The 15,884-nt window shown below is 64.1% G+C and carries 16 protein-coding genes; 2 read left to right on the forward strand and 14 right to left on the reverse strand.

The window, feature by feature from the left end:
• The coding region (locus tag DVS29_RS37465) for a hypothetical protein (RefSeq protein ID WP_205962537.1) at positions 1-263 on the forward strand (263 nt) is incomplete at its 5' end.
• Positions 264-298: 35 nt separating this feature from the next.
• On the opposite strand, the gene DVS29_RS29255 is transcribed toward DVS29_RS37465, so the two are convergent.
• Both DVS29_RS29255 and DVS29_RS29260 read right to left on the reverse strand, forming a co-directional pair.
• The gene (locus tag DVS29_RS29255) at positions 299-613 is read right to left on the reverse strand and encodes a MocE family 2Fe-2S type ferredoxin (protein ID WP_118184029.1); all 315 of its coding nucleotides are present in this window, start codon (positions 611-613) and stop codon (positions 299-301) included.
• 23 nt (positions 614-636) lie between these two features.
• Complete coding sequence (locus tag DVS29_RS29260; RefSeq protein WP_205962538.1) at positions 637-1,650, reverse strand: sterol desaturase family protein; 1,014 nt, start codon at positions 1,648-1,650, stop codon at positions 637-639.
• Positions 1,651-1,778: 128 nt separating this feature from the next.
• Between DVS29_RS29260 and DVS29_RS29265 the strand changes: the two genes are divergently transcribed.
• On the forward strand, positions 1,779-2,696 hold the full coding sequence (locus tag DVS29_RS29265; protein WP_118184030.1) for a LysR family transcriptional regulator: 918 nt from the start codon (positions 1,779-1,781) through the stop codon (positions 2,694-2,696).
• A 50-nt stretch (positions 2,697-2,746) separates the two neighbouring features.
• Here DVS29_RS29265 and DVS29_RS29270 read toward each other — a convergent pair whose 3' ends face one another.
• The 12 genes from DVS29_RS29270 to DVS29_RS29325 all read right to left on the reverse strand — a co-directional run bounded on the left by DVS29_RS29270 (position 2,747) and on the right by DVS29_RS29325 (position 15,783).
• A complete protein-coding gene (locus tag DVS29_RS29270; RefSeq protein WP_118184031.1) occupies positions 2,747-4,402 on the reverse strand; it encodes an FAD-dependent oxidoreductase in 1,656 nt (551 codons plus the stop codon).
• Positions 4,403-4,439: 37 nt separating this feature from the next.
• Positions 4,440-5,312, reverse strand: coding sequence for a LysR substrate-binding domain-containing protein (locus tag DVS29_RS29275; RefSeq protein ID WP_118184032.1), 873 nt, complete (start codon positions 5,310-5,312; stop codon positions 4,440-4,442).
• Positions 5,313-5,384: 72 nt separating this feature from the next.
• On the reverse strand, positions 5,385-6,110 hold the full coding sequence (locus DVS29_RS29280) for an amino acid ABC transporter ATP-binding protein (RefSeq protein ID WP_118184033.1): 726 nt from the start codon (positions 6,108-6,110) through the stop codon (positions 5,385-5,387).
• A 30-nt stretch (positions 6,111-6,140) separates the two neighbouring features.
• Positions 6,141-6,797: an amino acid ABC transporter permease gene (locus DVS29_RS29285; protein WP_118184034.1), complete on the reverse strand. Its 657-nt coding sequence runs from the start codon at positions 6,795-6,797 to the stop codon at positions 6,141-6,143.
• On the reverse strand, positions 6,794-7,567 hold the full coding sequence (locus DVS29_RS29290; protein ID WP_118184035.1) for an amino acid ABC transporter permease: 774 nt from the start codon (positions 7,565-7,567) through the stop codon (positions 6,794-6,796). The genes DVS29_RS29285 and DVS29_RS29290 overlap by 4 nt, the downstream gene beginning before the upstream one ends.
• A 43-nt stretch (positions 7,568-7,610) precedes the next feature.
• Complete coding sequence (locus DVS29_RS29295) at positions 7,611-8,435, reverse strand: transporter substrate-binding domain-containing protein (RefSeq protein WP_118184036.1); 825 nt, start codon at positions 8,433-8,435, stop codon at positions 7,611-7,613.
• A 47-nt stretch (positions 8,436-8,482) separates the two neighbouring features.
• Positions 8,483-9,553: an ABC transporter ATP-binding protein gene (locus tag DVS29_RS29300; RefSeq protein ID WP_118184037.1), complete on the reverse strand. Its 1,071-nt coding sequence runs from the start codon at positions 9,551-9,553 to the stop codon at positions 8,483-8,485.
• A gap of 35 nt (positions 9,554-9,588) precedes the next feature.
• On the reverse strand, positions 9,589-10,431 hold the full coding sequence (locus DVS29_RS29305) for an ABC transporter permease (protein ID WP_118184038.1): 843 nt from the start codon (positions 10,429-10,431) through the stop codon (positions 9,589-9,591).
• On the reverse strand, positions 10,431-11,342 hold the full coding sequence (locus DVS29_RS29310) for an ABC transporter permease (protein ID WP_118184082.1): 912 nt from the start codon (positions 11,340-11,342) through the stop codon (positions 10,431-10,433). The genes DVS29_RS29305 and DVS29_RS29310 overlap by 1 nt, the downstream gene beginning before the upstream one ends.
• A 5-nt stretch (positions 11,343-11,347) precedes the next feature.
• Positions 11,348-12,445 carry an ABC transporter substrate-binding protein gene (locus DVS29_RS29315; protein WP_118184039.1) on the reverse strand — a complete coding sequence of 366 codons (1,098 nt, stop codon included), beginning with the start codon at positions 12,443-12,445 and terminating at the stop codon, positions 11,348-11,350.
• 162 nt (positions 12,446-12,607) lie between these two features.
• Entirely contained in the window at positions 12,608-14,086 is a 1,479-nt protein-coding gene (locus DVS29_RS29320) for an aldehyde dehydrogenase family protein (RefSeq protein ID WP_118184040.1), read from the reverse strand.
• Positions 14,083-15,783: a 5-guanidino-2-oxopentanoate decarboxylase gene (locus tag DVS29_RS29325; protein ID WP_205962539.1), complete on the reverse strand. Its 1,701-nt coding sequence runs from the start codon at positions 15,781-15,783 to the stop codon at positions 14,083-14,085. Before DVS29_RS29325 ends, DVS29_RS29320 begins: the two co-directional genes overlap by 4 nt.
• Positions 15,784-15,884 lie beyond the last annotated feature (101 nt).

The following is a 15,884-nucleotide window of genomic DNA, read 5'->3' on the forward strand; positions in this document are numbered from 1 at the left end:
GCTGCAGCAAGGCCGGATATAGAGATGCAGCCCATCCTGTCTGTCGAAACACACGAAAACTGTTGCAAACGGGACGCGTTCATATAGAAGCCATGAGTACGAGAGCGAAAACCCCGCGCGGCGCCACGCGTTTCGCGTTGTGCCCGCACGGCGAGCGATGCTGGCGTTACCTGCGCATCGCGACCGGCGTCGCGGCGTGGCACAGCTGGCAGCAAGTGTGGAATTCGATTCCGGACGATAACGACGATTTCACGTGGCATTGAGGCGGCCATCGTATCGCCTCCTCCCAGCGAGCGATCTAGGCCAGGTCGATATAGATGCCATCCGCTTCGTCCTTGACCGGATAGGTCCTGATGGCACGGCAGACCGGCGGCCCCTTTGCTTCCCCGGTTCGAAAATCGAACTGACCGTTGTGTTTCGGGCATTCGATGATGAAATCAAAAACAAAACCATCTGTCAGGTGTACCTCTTCGTAACTGCACAGCCCGTCGGTCGCATACCAGTTTTCGTCGGGACCGCGATAGACGGCAAAGGTGCGTCCGCCGTGATCGAATCGTCTGGCCTCTTCCACCTGCAGATCGTCAGGTGCGCATACGTATATCCAGTTGCTCATCTTCTCGCCTCCATTCATGCCGGTCAGCCGACTTTCCGGCCGATGCCCATCCGGTCGGCACGCTCCATAAAACGTCGCGTGATGCGTTCCTTCGCTTCCGCCGAGCCGTCATGGAACGTGCCGGCCCATCTGTCGAGCGGCAGCGGCCCGTCGCCGTAGTTGCATTCGAAATACTTGTGATGCAGATAGTGCATCTGCGTGTGCAGAGGCATCGTCTGGCGGCCGTTCAGCGCCAGCCGGTCGAATCCAGCATGCCCCCTCGCGGGCCCGAGGCCAGTCGCCAGCAACTGGAACAACACGTGAAAGGGATGGGACGGAACGACGAAATGAATCAGGACTCCGGAGAAGTACAGAAGATGCTCGACCGGATGCATCGACAGGCCGGACCATGGACCCACGTTCACCGCGTTGTGGTGAAGGCGATGCACCATGCGATACATCGGCGGCCAGTGCAGAAATCGATGTACGAGATAGAAGTGCAGATCATGAAAGACCGGAATCAGCACGACAATCGCGCAAAACATGATCGGGTTCCGATGAAAATCGATCCAGCGAACGTAGTGGTTCGCGAACATCCAGTATCCGAACGCCTCCCACGCCGTCCAGATCGGTACCCCGCTCGCAAGCGACCAGAACAGGTTGTCGGCATTCTGGCGTTTGAAAAGAAACGTGTCGTTATCGACCGCCGGCCAGCGTCCATTGAGTTTGAATCTCGAGCCCTGGGTCCTCTTGATGTACAGGAAATAATGCCACGCCCCATATACCGCCGACACCACGACCAGATTTCTCGCCAGCAGAAAAGCAAGCCACGATATCGAGAACGTGCGCATCGTTTCAATCGAAGGGGTCGCATAGAGCCAGATTACCGCGCTCAGCGCGACATATGAAATCGTCCATGGAAACAGATAACCCGGGATTTTGAAAATCCACTTTAAAAACAGATGCAGACGCCAAGGCGCAGGTGGATAGGCGACCGGATCGTGAGGTAGCCAGTCGCCGCGCCTGTCGCGACTGCCGAACTGCGAATCGTCAATCATTTCAACTCGGGGGAATGATTATCCAGAGACATTGCGTGAAGTTCTCGACATATCCTCGCCTGCTGATTTCGCGTTGACAAACGAAAAGCGTTCAACCGATACTTGAATCAAACTCAACTGAGATTGGCATGCGACGCATCCCCAATTTCGTCCTGCTTCGGACGTTCGAGGCGGCGGCCCGACTGGAAAGTTTCTCCGGCGCTGCCGCCGAGCTGAACCTCACGCCGTCGGCGGTCAGCCACCAGATCAAGGAGCTTGAGGCTTATCTGGGAAGACCGTTGTTCGAGCGACTACATCGCCGCGTGACGTTGACAACGGATGGCCGCCAGTTCGCACGCAATCTGAGCGGTACCTTCGATTCGATCGAATCGGCATGGCAGGACCTGGCCGCCCCTTCCACCCGTCTGGATCTCATCGTCCATTGCGCGCCCAGTTTCGCCACGAACTGGCTTGGCCCGCGCATCAAGAACCTCGTAGCGATCTATCCTCAGATGCGCCTGACTATCCTGTCGGACGCGGAACCGGTGGATCTGATCAAGCGCCGGGAGGTTGACGTGATTATTTCCTACTGCGGGTACCTCCAGCGCGATGAAATTTCCACCTTCCCGGTTGGAGTCGATGAATTCGCGCCGATGTGCGCACCCGAGGTCAGAAACCGGTTCTCGACCGACCGCGACACCGTATTGAATTCCGTTCCGATCGAATCCCGGGGCAGTTGCATTTCATGGTCAACGTGGTACGGACGAACCGGTATCAGGCAGCCCATCAGCCCCGCATTGACGTTCGATCGGCTGTCGATGAAGATCGCCGCCGCTGCCGACGGTCTCGGTGTCGTACTGGAGTCGACCTCGCTCGCGGAGCGCGAGCTGGCGGACGGGCGACTGATCAAGATGAATGGAATTCATGAGGGCGTGATAATTCGCGAATCGCATTTCATTTCCGTCAGAAAGCGCGAAATGGAGACGTGGAAAATTAACGCCTTTCTGCAATGGTTAAAATCCGAATGGAATTTATCGACACAACGTTCAAACAAGCAAAAATCCTGATTTCGATTTGATGATTCAACAGGCCCACCTGCACCTCATCGCCGCACCCACTACCATCTGCCGTCCTGCTGCAGATATTTGTGAGCAAACGCGATCGCCATGCTGCCCTCGCCGACCGCTGAAGCCACGCGCTTGACCGGGCTCAATCGCACATCGCCGCAGGCAAATACGCCAGGCACGCTCGATTCGAGAAGATAGGGATCCCTGCCATGCGACCAGCGCCCTGCCTTGACGACGTCGTCGCCGGTCAGCACATAGCCGCGCGCATCGCGTGCGATTTCTTCCGGCAACCAGTCGGTCTCCGCGTCGGCGCCAATGAACACGAACAGTGCGCCACAGTCGTGTCGACGCACTTCCGCGCGTGCCCCATCGCGTAGGTCGATTGCTGCGAGATGGGTCTCGCCGTACGCACCGACCACGTCCGATCGCAGTTGCACGTCCACATTCGACTTCCCGCGAAGCTGCTCGACGAGGTAGCGGGACATGCTCTTCTCCAGCGAATCGCCTCGCAGGACCAGCGTCACCGTGCGCGCATGATTGGCAAAATACAGCGCCGCCTGGCCGGCCGAATTTCCACCGCCGATCAGATACACGTCGAGACCGTGCGTTGCGTTCGCTTCGCTGCGCGACGCGCCGTAGTAGATGCCTTTACCGATGAACCGGTCGAAGCCGTCGATCGCAAGACGGCGCCACATGACGCCAGTCGCGAGAATGATGGTTCGCGTCTGGATGACGCCGCCCCCGTCGAGATGAACGCTGCGGCTGGCGACATCGATCCGGGCAACCGACCGTGTCACGAGGATCTCCGCACCGAGCCGCCTTGCCTGCTGCAGCGCGCGGCTCGCCAGTTCGTCGCCCGACACGCCGTTGGGGAAGCCGAGGTAATTCTCGATACGCGAAGAGGTCCCGGCCTGACCGCCTGGCGCTTCGCGCTCCAGTACCACCGTACGCAGGCCTTCCGATGCCCCGTACACGGCTGCGGCGAGACCGGCCGGCCCGCCGCCGATGATCATCGTGTCGTATTCGGTGAAGCGAGGCTGGGTCTGCAGTCCCAGCAATTCCGCAAGCTCTCGTGTCGTGGGACGACTCAATACCGTCCCGTCCGCCAGCCGCAATGTCGGGCAATCCTGCTCGGGTGGACAGGTCCCGGGCCAGCGCGTGGCCACTTCCGGCGCATCCGGCGTCATCCAGTCGCAGCTGATCTGGTTGCGGGCGAGGAACTGGCGCAACGCGGTACAGGCGTTGTCCCAGCGGTTGCCGATCATGGTCACGCGGACCTTGGGCGGCTCGGCGGAGAGACCCTGCAGTCCGCCAATGCGCTCGCGTGCAAGGGCTCCCATCCTGAACGCGATGTCCGGTGACGCCGCGGCCAGCACGTAGTAACGCTGGGCGTCCACGCGCATCACACGCGACGGCTCCGCGGCCCGATAGGCACCGGGAAACGGCGAACTCAGCGCGAGCGGCACTTCGCCAAAGATGGTTCCGGGCAGACGCCAGCCCAGCGTGCGCTCGATCCCGTCGAACGTCTTGATGACTTCCATCTTGCCGGACACGACGGCGTAGAGTGCGCGCTCCCCGCCTTCATGCACCGCGAACTCGCCCGCACACAGATGCAGGTCCGCGCAGGTGTGCGCGAGATGTTCGAGTTCGTCGTCGGAGAGTGTCGAGAACAGCGGAATTGCCCGGATTTCGTCGATGGTCAGCATGGCTTCGTTCCGACAGGCAACTGAGGTGAAACCTAGTCTACATCCGGTTCGCGGCAATCCACTCGCTCAGCACCTTCATCTTCGGTTGATCGGCAACACAGTCCGGATACACGAAGTAGTAGCGCGATCCGGTCTCGACAAACGTATCGAAGGGCAGCACGAGGCGTCTCGCCGCCACGTCTTCGCTGACCAGCGTCCGGTCGCCGATCGCCACGCCGAAGCCCTGCATCGCTGCGTTGGTGGCCAGATCGAGCGTGTCGAAACTGAGCCCGAGATTCGCATCGACACCGGATGCGCCGGCACGGCCGAGCCACATTTTCCAGTCGCGATGATCTCGCGTCGGATGCAGCAGCATCACGCGCGCAAGATCGTCGACGTCCGTGACCGGCGTATCGCGCAGTAATTCGGCCGTGCATACCGGCGTAAGCTGCTCGTCGAACAGCGGTATCGCGTGAACATCAGCGCCCGGCGACGAACCATAGACGATCGCGGCATCGAAGGGCTCGAGCTGGAAATCGACGTCGTGTTGCCAGGTCGTCGTGATCTGCAGTTGCAGGTCGGGATGGCCGCCCTGAAAACTCATGATCCTCGGCAGCATCCAGCGCATTACGCAGGTCGGCACTTTCAGTGCGACGTCGGTGCGCTGTCGCGTGAGCCGCGACGAGACTTCCTCGATCCGTCCAAAGCTCTCCCTGACCGTCGGCAGCAGCATCTCGCCTTCGGCCGTCAGCGTGAGCCCTTTCATGCCGCGGATGAACAGCGGAAACTTGTAGTAGTCCTCCAGCGCCAGAATCTGGCGGCTGATCGCGCCTTGCGTCAAGCATAAATGCTCGGCTGCGCGGGTGAAGCTGCGGTGGCGGGCCACCACCTCGAACACCTGCAGTGCGTTCAATGGAGGAAGGCGTCTCATGATTGCAGTCGTTCAGCGTGGGATGGAACACGAGCGGGCGTCACCATTCAGCTCGCGTGCATCGGCGAACGCCTAATGCAGGATCCTGGCCAGAAAATCTCGCGCCCGCTCGGACCTGGGGTTCGCGAAAAACGCTTCTTTCAGGTCGTCTTCGACGATCCGTCCGTGATCCATGAAGATCACGCGGTGCGCGACCTTGCGGGCAAAACCCATCTCGTGCGTCACGCACATCATCGTCATGCCTTCCTGTGCGAGCTCGACCATCACGTCGAGCACCTCGTTGATCATCTCCGGATCCAGCGCCGATGTGGGCTCGTCGAACAGCATCGCGACCGGGTCCATCGACAGCGCACGGGCGATAGCGACACGCTGCTGCTGGCCACCCGAAAGCTGGGCGGGATACTTATCCGCATGAGCGCGCAGGCCCACCCGTTGCAGCAGACGCAGCGCGTTGTCGGTGGCTTCGTCGCGCCCCCGGCCCAGCACCTTCATCTGCGCGAGCGTCAGGTTGCCGGTCACCGACATGTGCGGGAACAGCTCGAAATGCTGGAACACCATTCCGACTTTCGCGCGCAGTTTCGACAGGTTCGTTCGCGCGTCGCCCACCGACTCGCCGTCGATCCTCAGTTCGCCGCTCTGGAACGGCTCGAGCCCGTTGACGGTCTTGATCAACGTCGACTTGCCGGAGCCTGACGGACCGCAGACCACCACCACCTCGCCCTTCCTTATTTCGGTCGTACAGTCGGTCAGCACCTGAAACTGGCCGTACCACTTCGATACATTGCTGATGGAAATCATGTCGAAACCTGCTTCCTGGAATGGGGAGTTTCAGCGGTGCCGGCCGCGCTGGTAACGGCGCTCGAGCACACGCGCGTACCAGGTCAACGGAAAACACATCGCGAAGTAGATGAGCGCGACCATGCCGTAGATCGGAAACGGCCGGAATGCGGCGTTCGTGATCATCGTGCCGGTCTTGGTCAGTTCGGTCAGACCGATGATCGACGTCAGCGCGGTGCTCTTCACGACCTGCACGAGAAAGCCGACGGTGGGCGGCACCGCGATCTTCCACGCCTGCGGCCAGACGACGTAGCGCAACTGCTGCGACCACGTCATGCCGAGACTCGCCGCCGCGCCCCACTGCCCGCGCGGCACCGCTTCGACGCAACCGCGCCAGATGTCGGCCAGATAGGCGCTCGTGTACAGCGTGAGCGTCACGATCGCGGCAAGCCATGGCGACACGTCGACGCCGATCATCGGCAGACCGAAGAAACCCAGGAAGAGCTGCATCAGCAGCGGCGTGCCCTGAAACAGCTCGACATACAGCACGACGACGCGCCTCAGCCACGGCAGTGGCGACACCCGCATCGCGAGCAGCACGAGGCCCGCAACGCCGCCGCCCGCGAACGCGATCAGCGAGAGCACGACGGTCCAGCGTGCAGCCAGCAGCAGGTTGCGCGCGATATCCCATAGCGTGAATTCGATCATGACGAACGCCCCGTCGGAAGGTCGGCTGCGGCCTCGCGGGCACGCGCGCGGGCCTGGGCGGAAAACAGCGCGCGTAACCCGCGGCGTGGCGCGCCCCCGCCTCTCGCGGCCCGCCCTGCGAAGAGCTTTTTGCCGAGCCGGTTGATCAGCAGACGCAGCACGATCGACAGCAGCAGATAGATTGCGGTGATGATGATGTAGCTTTCGAACGACCGGAAGTTGCGCGACTGAATGAAATTGGCCGCGTACGTGAGGTCGGGTACCGAGATCTGCGACACCACCGCCGAGCCGAGCATCACGATCAGCACCTGGCCGAGCAGCGCCGGAAACACGTTCGCGAGCGCCTGCGGCAGCACGACGTGGCGAAACACCTGACGGCCCTGCAGCCCGAGCGCCATCGCGGCCTGAACCTGGCCGCGCGGCACCGAGTCGATCCCCGCGCGGACGATTTCGAGCGCATACGCGCCGAGATTGACCGTCATCGCCAGCACGGCGGCCTGCATCTCGTCGATATGCACGCCGAGGCCAGGCAGTCCGAAGAATACGAAGAAGAGCTGCACGAGGAACGGCGTATTGCGGATCAGCTCGACGTAGGCCGCGATGAGCGCGCGCACCGTCTTCCCGCCCGCGACCGCAAGCGTCGCGCCGACGATCCCCACGATGCCGCCCAGCACCGTCGAGACGGCCGTCAGGAACAGTGTCACCGCGACGCCGCGCACAAGCATCCCTGCGTAGAGCCCGAAGTCGCTGAAGTCGAACGTGTAGGTCATCGCGGCGCCACCCTTCGTTGCATTGAACCGGAAGCCCGACGCATCAGAGATCCGCGGGCAGCGGCGCGCGCAGCCACTTCTGCGAGATCGCGTTCATCGTGCCGTCCTTCTTCGCTGCCGCGATCGCGTCGTCGATCTTCGCCTTCAGGCGCGGCTCGTTCTTGTTCAGGCCGACGTGATCGGGCGAGCTGAACAGCGAGAATTTCTGCTCCGGATCGTTCGCCGGATGACGGGCCATGATCGTCGCGCCGACGTCGTTGCCGACTACCAGCAGCTGCGCCTGCCCGGACAGGAACGCCGAAATCGCGCCGTTCGGATCGTCGAAGCGCTTGACCGTCGCCGACGCTGGCGCGACCTTGCTGATGCTCAGGTCTTCGAGCGTGCCGCGCGCAACGGCGATCGTCTTGCCGGCGAGGTCGTTCGCGTTCTTCACCGGCAGCGATTTCGGTCCGAACACGGCCAGGTAGTACGGCGCGTACGGCCGCGAGAAATCGATCACCTTCTCGCGTTCCGGCGTCTGACCGACCGACAGCAGCATGTCCGTCTTGTGGTCCGCGAGGTACGCCATGCGGTTGTCGCCCGTGACCTGGACCAGTTCGACCTTCGCGTTGAGCGTCTTGCCGATCAGGTTGGCCACGTCGATGTCGTAGCCTTGCGGTTTCATGTCCGGCCCGATCGAGCCGAACGGCGGATAGTCCTCGAACACGCCGATCCGCACGACGCCCGACTTCTGGATCGTATCCAGCGCATCGGCATGCGCGAGCGGCGCGAACGAGGCAACACTGCCGATGCCCGCAAAGGCAACGGCGGCCATCGCGCGTGCGAATACGCGATGCAGGCGATGGGGGATTCGGGGCGAAGCGTTCATGGCGGGTCTCCTGCTGCTGTCGGGTGGTTAGATAAGGTGAAACGGATTCAATGTTCGGCGCGTGCCGCGATGAGCTTGCATGCATGGGCCGGCAGTTCCGCGAACACCGGCATGCCGATCCGCAGGTCCGGGGTCTCGCGTGGTGTGGTGGCCGCCGTCAGCGTGAAGCCGTCGCAGTCGATCGTCGCTTCGATCGACGCGCCGACGTCGCGCACGAACGTCACCTTGCCCGGCAACGCGTTCTGACCGGCGTTCGCGGCAGCGGACCGGATACACACGTCTTCCGGACGGATCAAAAGCCGGATGTCGCCCGGCGCATCGGGAATGCGCATCGCCGCGTGCGCCGCGATCGATTGCCCGCCGGGCAGCCCGATCCGGTCGCCGCTGAATGTGACCGGCAGGATGTTGCCGAGCCCGATGAAGTCCGCGACGAACTCGTTGACGGGATCGCGGTAGATGTCGAGCGGCTTGCCGACCTGCGCGACGCGGCCCTTTTCCATCACGACGATTTCGTCGGCCATCGTCATCGCCTCGCGCTGATCGTGCGTGACCATGATCGTCGTGATGCCGAGGCGCTGTTGCAGCAGGCGGATTTCCACCTGCATCGCTTCGCGCAGCTTCGCGTCGAGCGCGGACAGCGGCTCGTCGAGCAGCAGCAGTTTCGGCGACGACGCGATCGCCCGCGCGATCGCCACGCGCTGCCGCTGCCCGCCGGACAGCTGCGTGACCTTGCGGTCCGCCATGTGCGGCAGCTGGATCATGTCGAGCAGTTCGGCGACGCGCGCGGCCCGCGCGTTGCGGTCGACGCCGCGCAGCCGCAGCGGATACGCGACGTTTTCCGCGACCGTCATGTGCGGAAACAGCGCGAGCGACTGGAACACCATGCCGAAGTCGCGGCGGTTCGCCGGCACCTGGGTCAGATCGCGGCCGGCGAACGTCACCGTGCCCGCCGTGGGCGTTTCGAGCCCGGCGATGATCCGCATCAGCGTCGTCTTGCCGCAACCGGACGGCCCGAGAAAGCAGACGAGTTTCCCGTCCGGCACGGTCAGGTCGACATGATCGACCGCGTACGCGGCATTGAAACGCTTGGTGATGGACTGCAGTGTCAGATGAGTCATGGGAGATCCTCGTGTCCGCCTGCGGGCGACAGCGGTTACAGTGCGACGCCTTCGTCGCCGACGAGCTTTTCGAGCAGCCAGATCAGGCCGAAGTCGATCAGCACGATGAACACGGCGAACGAAAACACAGTCGGGTCCAGCGACGACACCGTGCGGCTGTAGAGCCAGACCGGCAGCGTCATCGTGTTGATGCTGTACAGGAAGAACGTCACCGTGAATTCGTTGAACGACACGATGAACGCGAACAGCATGCCGGCGAGAATGCCCGGCCGCATCAGCGGCAACACGACGTCGATCACCGCGCGGCGGGGGCTCGCGCCCATCACGCAGGCAGCTTCCTCGAACTCCGGACCGATCGACGCGACGGATGCCGCGCAGTTCTTCACCGTGAACGGCAACACCAGAATCACGTGCGCGACGATCAGGCGCAGCATGCCGAGTTCGACGGGCAGCACGTTGAACACCAGCAGCAATGCGAGACCGAGCATCACGAGCGGATAGACCAGCGGCAGCGCAACGAGCTGTTCGACGATGAACTTGCCGCGAAAGCGGTAGCGCGACAGCGCATACGCTGCGGGCGCCGACACGGCGGTAGCGATCACCATCGTCGCGAGCGCGACGACGAGGCTCGTCGTGAGCGCCCGGCCCATCGACAGCGCGTCGCCGGCATCGGGCGAGACGAACGTTTGCCACGCGGCGTGATACCAGTGCAGGCCGAAGCTGCGCGGCGGAAATTCGAGCGTGTCCGAATTGCCGAACGACATCGTGACGATCGTCAGGATCGGCAGCGCGGCGAGAAACAGCACGATCGTCGCGAGCAGACCTGTCGTGCGGCTCAGACGGCCCGGCATCGCCGAAGGAAGGCGCAGGGTACTCATCAGCGGGACTCCCCGTGGTGTTTCGTACGCGACGCGAGTCGCTGCGACAGCGCCATCACCGAGAGCGTCGCGACCATCAGCACGACGCCGGATGCCGCCGCGGCCGGCCAGTTGAGAAGCGGAGCCACCTGGTCATGCACCAGCACCGCCAGCATCGGCACGCGTCGGCCACCCAGCAGCAGCGGCACCGCAAATGCGCTCGCGTTGTACGCGAAGACCAGCAGCGCACCCGATACAAGCCCCGGCATTGCGAGCGGCAACATCACGTGACGCAGCACCTGCCAGCGCGTAGCGCCGAGCGTCGCCGCGGCTTCCTCGTAGGAGCGCGACACCGCGCGCATCGCGCTCGAGATCGGCAGCACGGCCAGTGGGAACGCCGTCTGGATCAGACCGAGCAGCACGCCGTTCTCGCGATAGAGCCACAGCAGCGGACGCTGCACGAGACCGCTGCCGAGCAGTGCATGATTGAGCAGCCCCGCCGGCCCTAGGATCACGAGCCAGCCGTAGCCCTGCAACAGCAGATTAACGAGCAGCGGCAACAGCACGCCGGCAAGCAGAAGACGGCGCGCGAGCCTCGATTCCGTGCGCGCCATCGCGAGCGCCACGGGGATCGCCAGCAGCACCGCGCAGACCATGCTCTGGAACGCGAGCCGAAGCGTCAGCCACAGCGAGCGCAGAAAGTACGTGTCGGCAAGGTCGGCGTAGTTCTGCAACGTGAACGCGCGCCACTCGTTGCCCGACACGCCGAAGCTCATCCGCAGCACCGCGAGCGACGCGATGACGAGCACCGCAAGAAACACGAGGATCGGCGCGAGCAGCAGCAGCGGCGACACGCGCGGCACCGCCGGCGCATCGTCGGGCGCTGCCGCTGATGCCGCTGTTTCCACGCGGCGGGAAGAAAGCGCGGACATGACCGTCACGCCGAGAAGATCTCGGTATAGCGCTTGATCCACGCGGCCTGCACGACCGCGAGCGCCTTGTCGTCGTGCAGCACGGCCTTCTCGGCGATCTGCTGCGGCGAAGGCACGAGCGCGCGGCTCTCGGCGGGGATCAGCGCTTTCGAGTTCACCGGGCCGTTCAATACGTCGGCGGCCATGCGGCCTTGCACGCCAGCGTCGAGCGTGTGGTTGATGAACGCGTGGATCAGGTCGATGTCGCCGGGATGCGCTTTCGGGATCACCGAGAACATCAGCTGCGTCGCGAAGCCTTCCTTCATCCCGTACGTGACGCCCATCTTGTACTCGGGCTTCTTGATCTGATCCGGGAAGAAGGCCGGCGAATAGATGCCGCCGATATCGAGCGAACCCGTGCGGAACAGGTCGGCCACCTGGTTCGGGTTTTCGCCGAGCGTCATCACGCGGTCCTTGAGCTCAGTCAGCTTCTTGAACCCCGGCTCGATGTTCTGCTGCGAGCCGCCCGCCAGCTTCGCGGCGATGATCGCGAGATCGACGGCTTCCGCCCATTCGGGCGGCGGCAGAAACAGACGCCCCGAATATTTCGGATTCCAAAGCGCTTCGTATGAAGCCGGCGCTGTCTTCACGGTCGACGTGTTGTAGATGAGACCGTCGGACCACAGCAGATAGCCGATGCCGAAACCGTTCGCGCCGGTGCGGTACTGCGGCGACACGTCCTTGAGGTTCGGCAGCTTGTCGAGATCGGGCTTCGCGAGCAGGCCCGCGTCGCCGAGACCCGAGGCGCCCACGCCGGCGAGCGTGATCACGTCGTAGGTCGGACGGTCGCCGGCGGCTTTCACCTTCGCGACCATGCCGGAGGTGCCGTCCGCGCGGTCGGCGATGACCTGCGCGCCGGTCTGCTGGCTGAACGTGTTCGCGATGTTGCGCAGTGCCGCCGCGCCGGTATCGTCAGACCACGTCAGGAGCCGCAGCGTCTTGCCCGCGAAGCTGCGTTGCTGGGCCTTAGCGGTACTGATGAATGGCATCGGCAGCGCCGTGGCGGCCAGCGCGGTGCCGATCGATTTGATGGCTTGCCTTCTGCCTGGCTTGAAGTCCTGCATGGTCGTCTCCTGTGTGCGCCCTGTCGCGGTGGATCGATCCGGCCTGCCCATCGGCAGCCTCGACCGTGAATACACTCTATGTGGGCGAATTTCCGTCAACAAACGAAATCTGTGCATGCGAACCATCACTGGAACTCATGACGCCGGGTTGCCGATGCGTCGTCAGACGGCTTCCACCGCGGACAGCACCTGCTTGATTTCCTGGAACGCGGCGAGCCCGAACGGGCCCAGCTCGCGGCCGATACTGCTGCGCTTGTAGCCGCCCCACGAGGTCTGAGGAAAGATCGCCTGCGGCGCGTTGACCCAGACCACGCCCGCTTCGAGCGCATCGGCGACCCGCTTCGCGCGGGTGGAATCTCGGGTGACGACCGTTGCGACGAGCCCAAAGTCGGTATCGTTCGCGATGCCGATGGCTTCGTCTTCGGTATCGAACGCGCGCACGCAGAGCACCGGTCCGAAGATTTCCTCGCGCCACACCACGCTGTCCGCCGCGACCTCGACGAAGATCGTCGGCCTGACGAAATAGCCTGGACCTGGCGGCACCGAGCCTTCGATCACCTCGCGCGCGCCATCCGCTTTCCCCTGCGCGATGTAGCGCTGCACGCGCTCGTACTGCGCGCGGTTCGTGAGCGGCCCCATCTGCACGCCAGGCTGGAACGGATCGCCGACGACGAGCTGCTTCGCCCGTTCGGCAAGCCGCGCGACGAGTGCGTCCGCGACTGGACGCTCCACCACGACGCGCGACGTCGCCGAACACATCTGTCCGGCGTTGAAGAATCCGCCGCCCGCCACAAGCTCGACGGCAAGATCGAGATCCGCGTCGGCGAACACGACGATGGACGATTTGCCGCCCAGTTCCAGGCTCACGCCCTTGATGGTTTCGGCGGCCGTCTTCATGACCTGCTCGCCGACTCCGGTGCTGCCGGTGAACGACACTTTGGCAACCCGCGGATGCGCGGCAAGCGGCGCGCCGACGTCGACGCCCGTCCCGGTGACGACGTTGAACACTCCGGATGGCAGGCCCGCTTCGGCCACGATCGCGGCGAGCTCCAGCTCAGGCAGCGGCGTGACTTCGGACGGCTTCAGCACGACCGTGCAGCCCGCCGCGAGCGCCGGCGCGAGTTTCCACGCGGTCGTGACCATCGGGAAGTTCCAAGGCACGATCAGCGCCACCACGCCCGCCGGCTCGCGGCGGATCACGGCCCGGTAGTCGCTGCTGGGCAGCGCGACCGCGGATTCCGCGGTGTCGTCGAGCTGCGCGGCGAGATCCGCGTAATAGTCGAACGTGGCGACCACGTCGCTCACGTCGATCTGCGCTTCGGCAAGCGGCTTGCCGTTGTTGCGCGACTGCAGCGCGGCCAGCACGTCGCGGCGTGCTTCCACGCCGCGCGCAATTGCATGCAGCAGCGCAGCGCGCCGAGCGCCGGTGGTGGCTTTCCACGCGGGAAATGCGTTGGCGGCCGCGCGCACCGCGATATCGACATCCGCCGCACTGCCCGCTTCCACCTCCGCGATCACGGCTTCCGTCGACGGATTGACGACCTGTAGGCGTCGTCCGCCTGCGCTGTTGCACCAGGTGCCGTCGATATAAAGCTGGGTGCGTGGCGCACTATCGATGTGAGGAAACGGCAACGTCGTCATGCCGGCACCTGCGCAAACCAGTCCGCTTCGAACACTTCGATTACGGTCGGAACATCGCGCGACGTGGCCTGTTTCAGTTCGGCCGCAAGCGTCTCCCGCGTGCTGGCGCGCCGCGCTTCGCAGCCGAAACCGGTCGCGAGCTGCAGAAAGTCCGGCGTGTAGATGTCGACGCCCACCGGCGCGATATCGCGCGCGGCCATGTACTTGCGGATTTCGCCATAGCCGAGGTTGTTCCACAGCAGCACGATCACGGGCACCCTGGCTTCCACGGCGCTCGCGAGTTCGGGCAGCGTGAACTGGATGCCGCCATCGCCGATCAGGCAGACCACCGGCCGCTCGCGCGCCGCGAGCTTCGCGCCGATCGCCGCGGGCAGGCCATAGCCGAGCGTGCCGTACCCTGTCGATGAATTGAACCAGGCACGCGGCCCGGGCGGGTCGTACACGAAGTTGCCCGCATACACCGGGCTCGTCGAATCGCCGGCAATGATGACGCCGGGCAGCGCATCGGCGATCGTGTCGAGCAGCTGCTTCTGCGAACGCGTCGGCGCATCGTATGACGCCGCCAGCGCGCGCCGTACCTGCGCGACACGCGCCGCGCCCCAATCGGGCTGTGGTGCCGGCACCGGCCGGTCATGCAGCAGCGTCGAGAGACTTCGCATCGCCTGCTGCGCATCGCCGGCGATGCCCAGGTCCGCGCGAAAATTGCGCATCAGCTGTTGCGCGTCGATGTCGAGGCGGATCAACTGGCCTTTGATCGCAAAGCCCCGATCGAAGACGACGTCGTAATCCGTCTCGCCCAGCTCCGTCCCCACCGCGAGCACCACGTCGGCGTCGCACACCATCGAGCGGGTCGCCGGCAACGACTGCGTCGAACCGACCAGCAGCGGATGACCGCAGGGCAACAAGCCCTTCGCGTTGATCGTCAACGCGACGGGCGCCTGCAGCCGCTCGGCGAGCTCGCGCAGTTCGGCCGCCGCGTGCACCGCTCCGCCGCCCGCGAGAATCAGCGGCCGGCGCGCGTCCGCGAGCAGATCCGCGGCCACCGCAAGCGCGTTCGCGCTCGGCGCGGGTTTGGCCGGCAACAGCGCAGGCGCCATGTTCATGCCGTCGGCCGGCGCGACGATCACGTCGAGTGGAATCTCAATGTGCACCGGTCGCGGGCGCGCGCTTTCGAAGATGGAAAACGCGCGCGCCAGCACCTGGGGCAATTCGGCCGCGTCGAGCAGCGTGTGCGAGAACGCGGTGAGCCCCGCGAACACGTCACGTTGCGAAGGCAGCTCGTGCAGCCGGCCGTCGCCGTTGCCCAGTTCGCGGCGCGCATTGACGCTCGAGATCACGAGCATCGGCATCGAGTCCGCGTAGGCCTGCGCCATCGCCGTCGCGATGTTGGTCATGCCGGGGCCGGTGATGATGAAACAGACGCCGGGCTTGCCGGTCACCCGTGCGTAGCCGTCTGCCATGAAGCCCGCGCCTTGTTCGTGGCGCGGCGTCACGTGCTGGATCGACGAGGCTGCGAGGCCCCGATACAACTCGACCGTATGAACGCCCGGAATGCCGAACACGTACTCGACGCCGTAACCCTCGAGCAGGGTCACCAGCGCCTCGCCACAGGTTGGAATCCGTATCGCAGGCCGCACGGCAGCCGTGGCTTTGGCTGTGGCTTCGTCGAAGCGGACGGAGGTTTCGGGATGGTTCATCGATCGTCACGTTCCTGGTTGGTTCGAATCCCGCGCGACGTCGCGTGGAGCATGGTCGCGATCGTCCGCAGCGGAGTTTTGATTCGCATTCCTGTTTAATA

The organism is Paraburkholderia phosphatilytica, assembly GCF_003443895.1.
GTDB classification, from domain to species: Bacteria; Pseudomonadota; Gammaproteobacteria; order Burkholderiales; family Burkholderiaceae; genus Paraburkholderia; species Paraburkholderia phosphatilytica.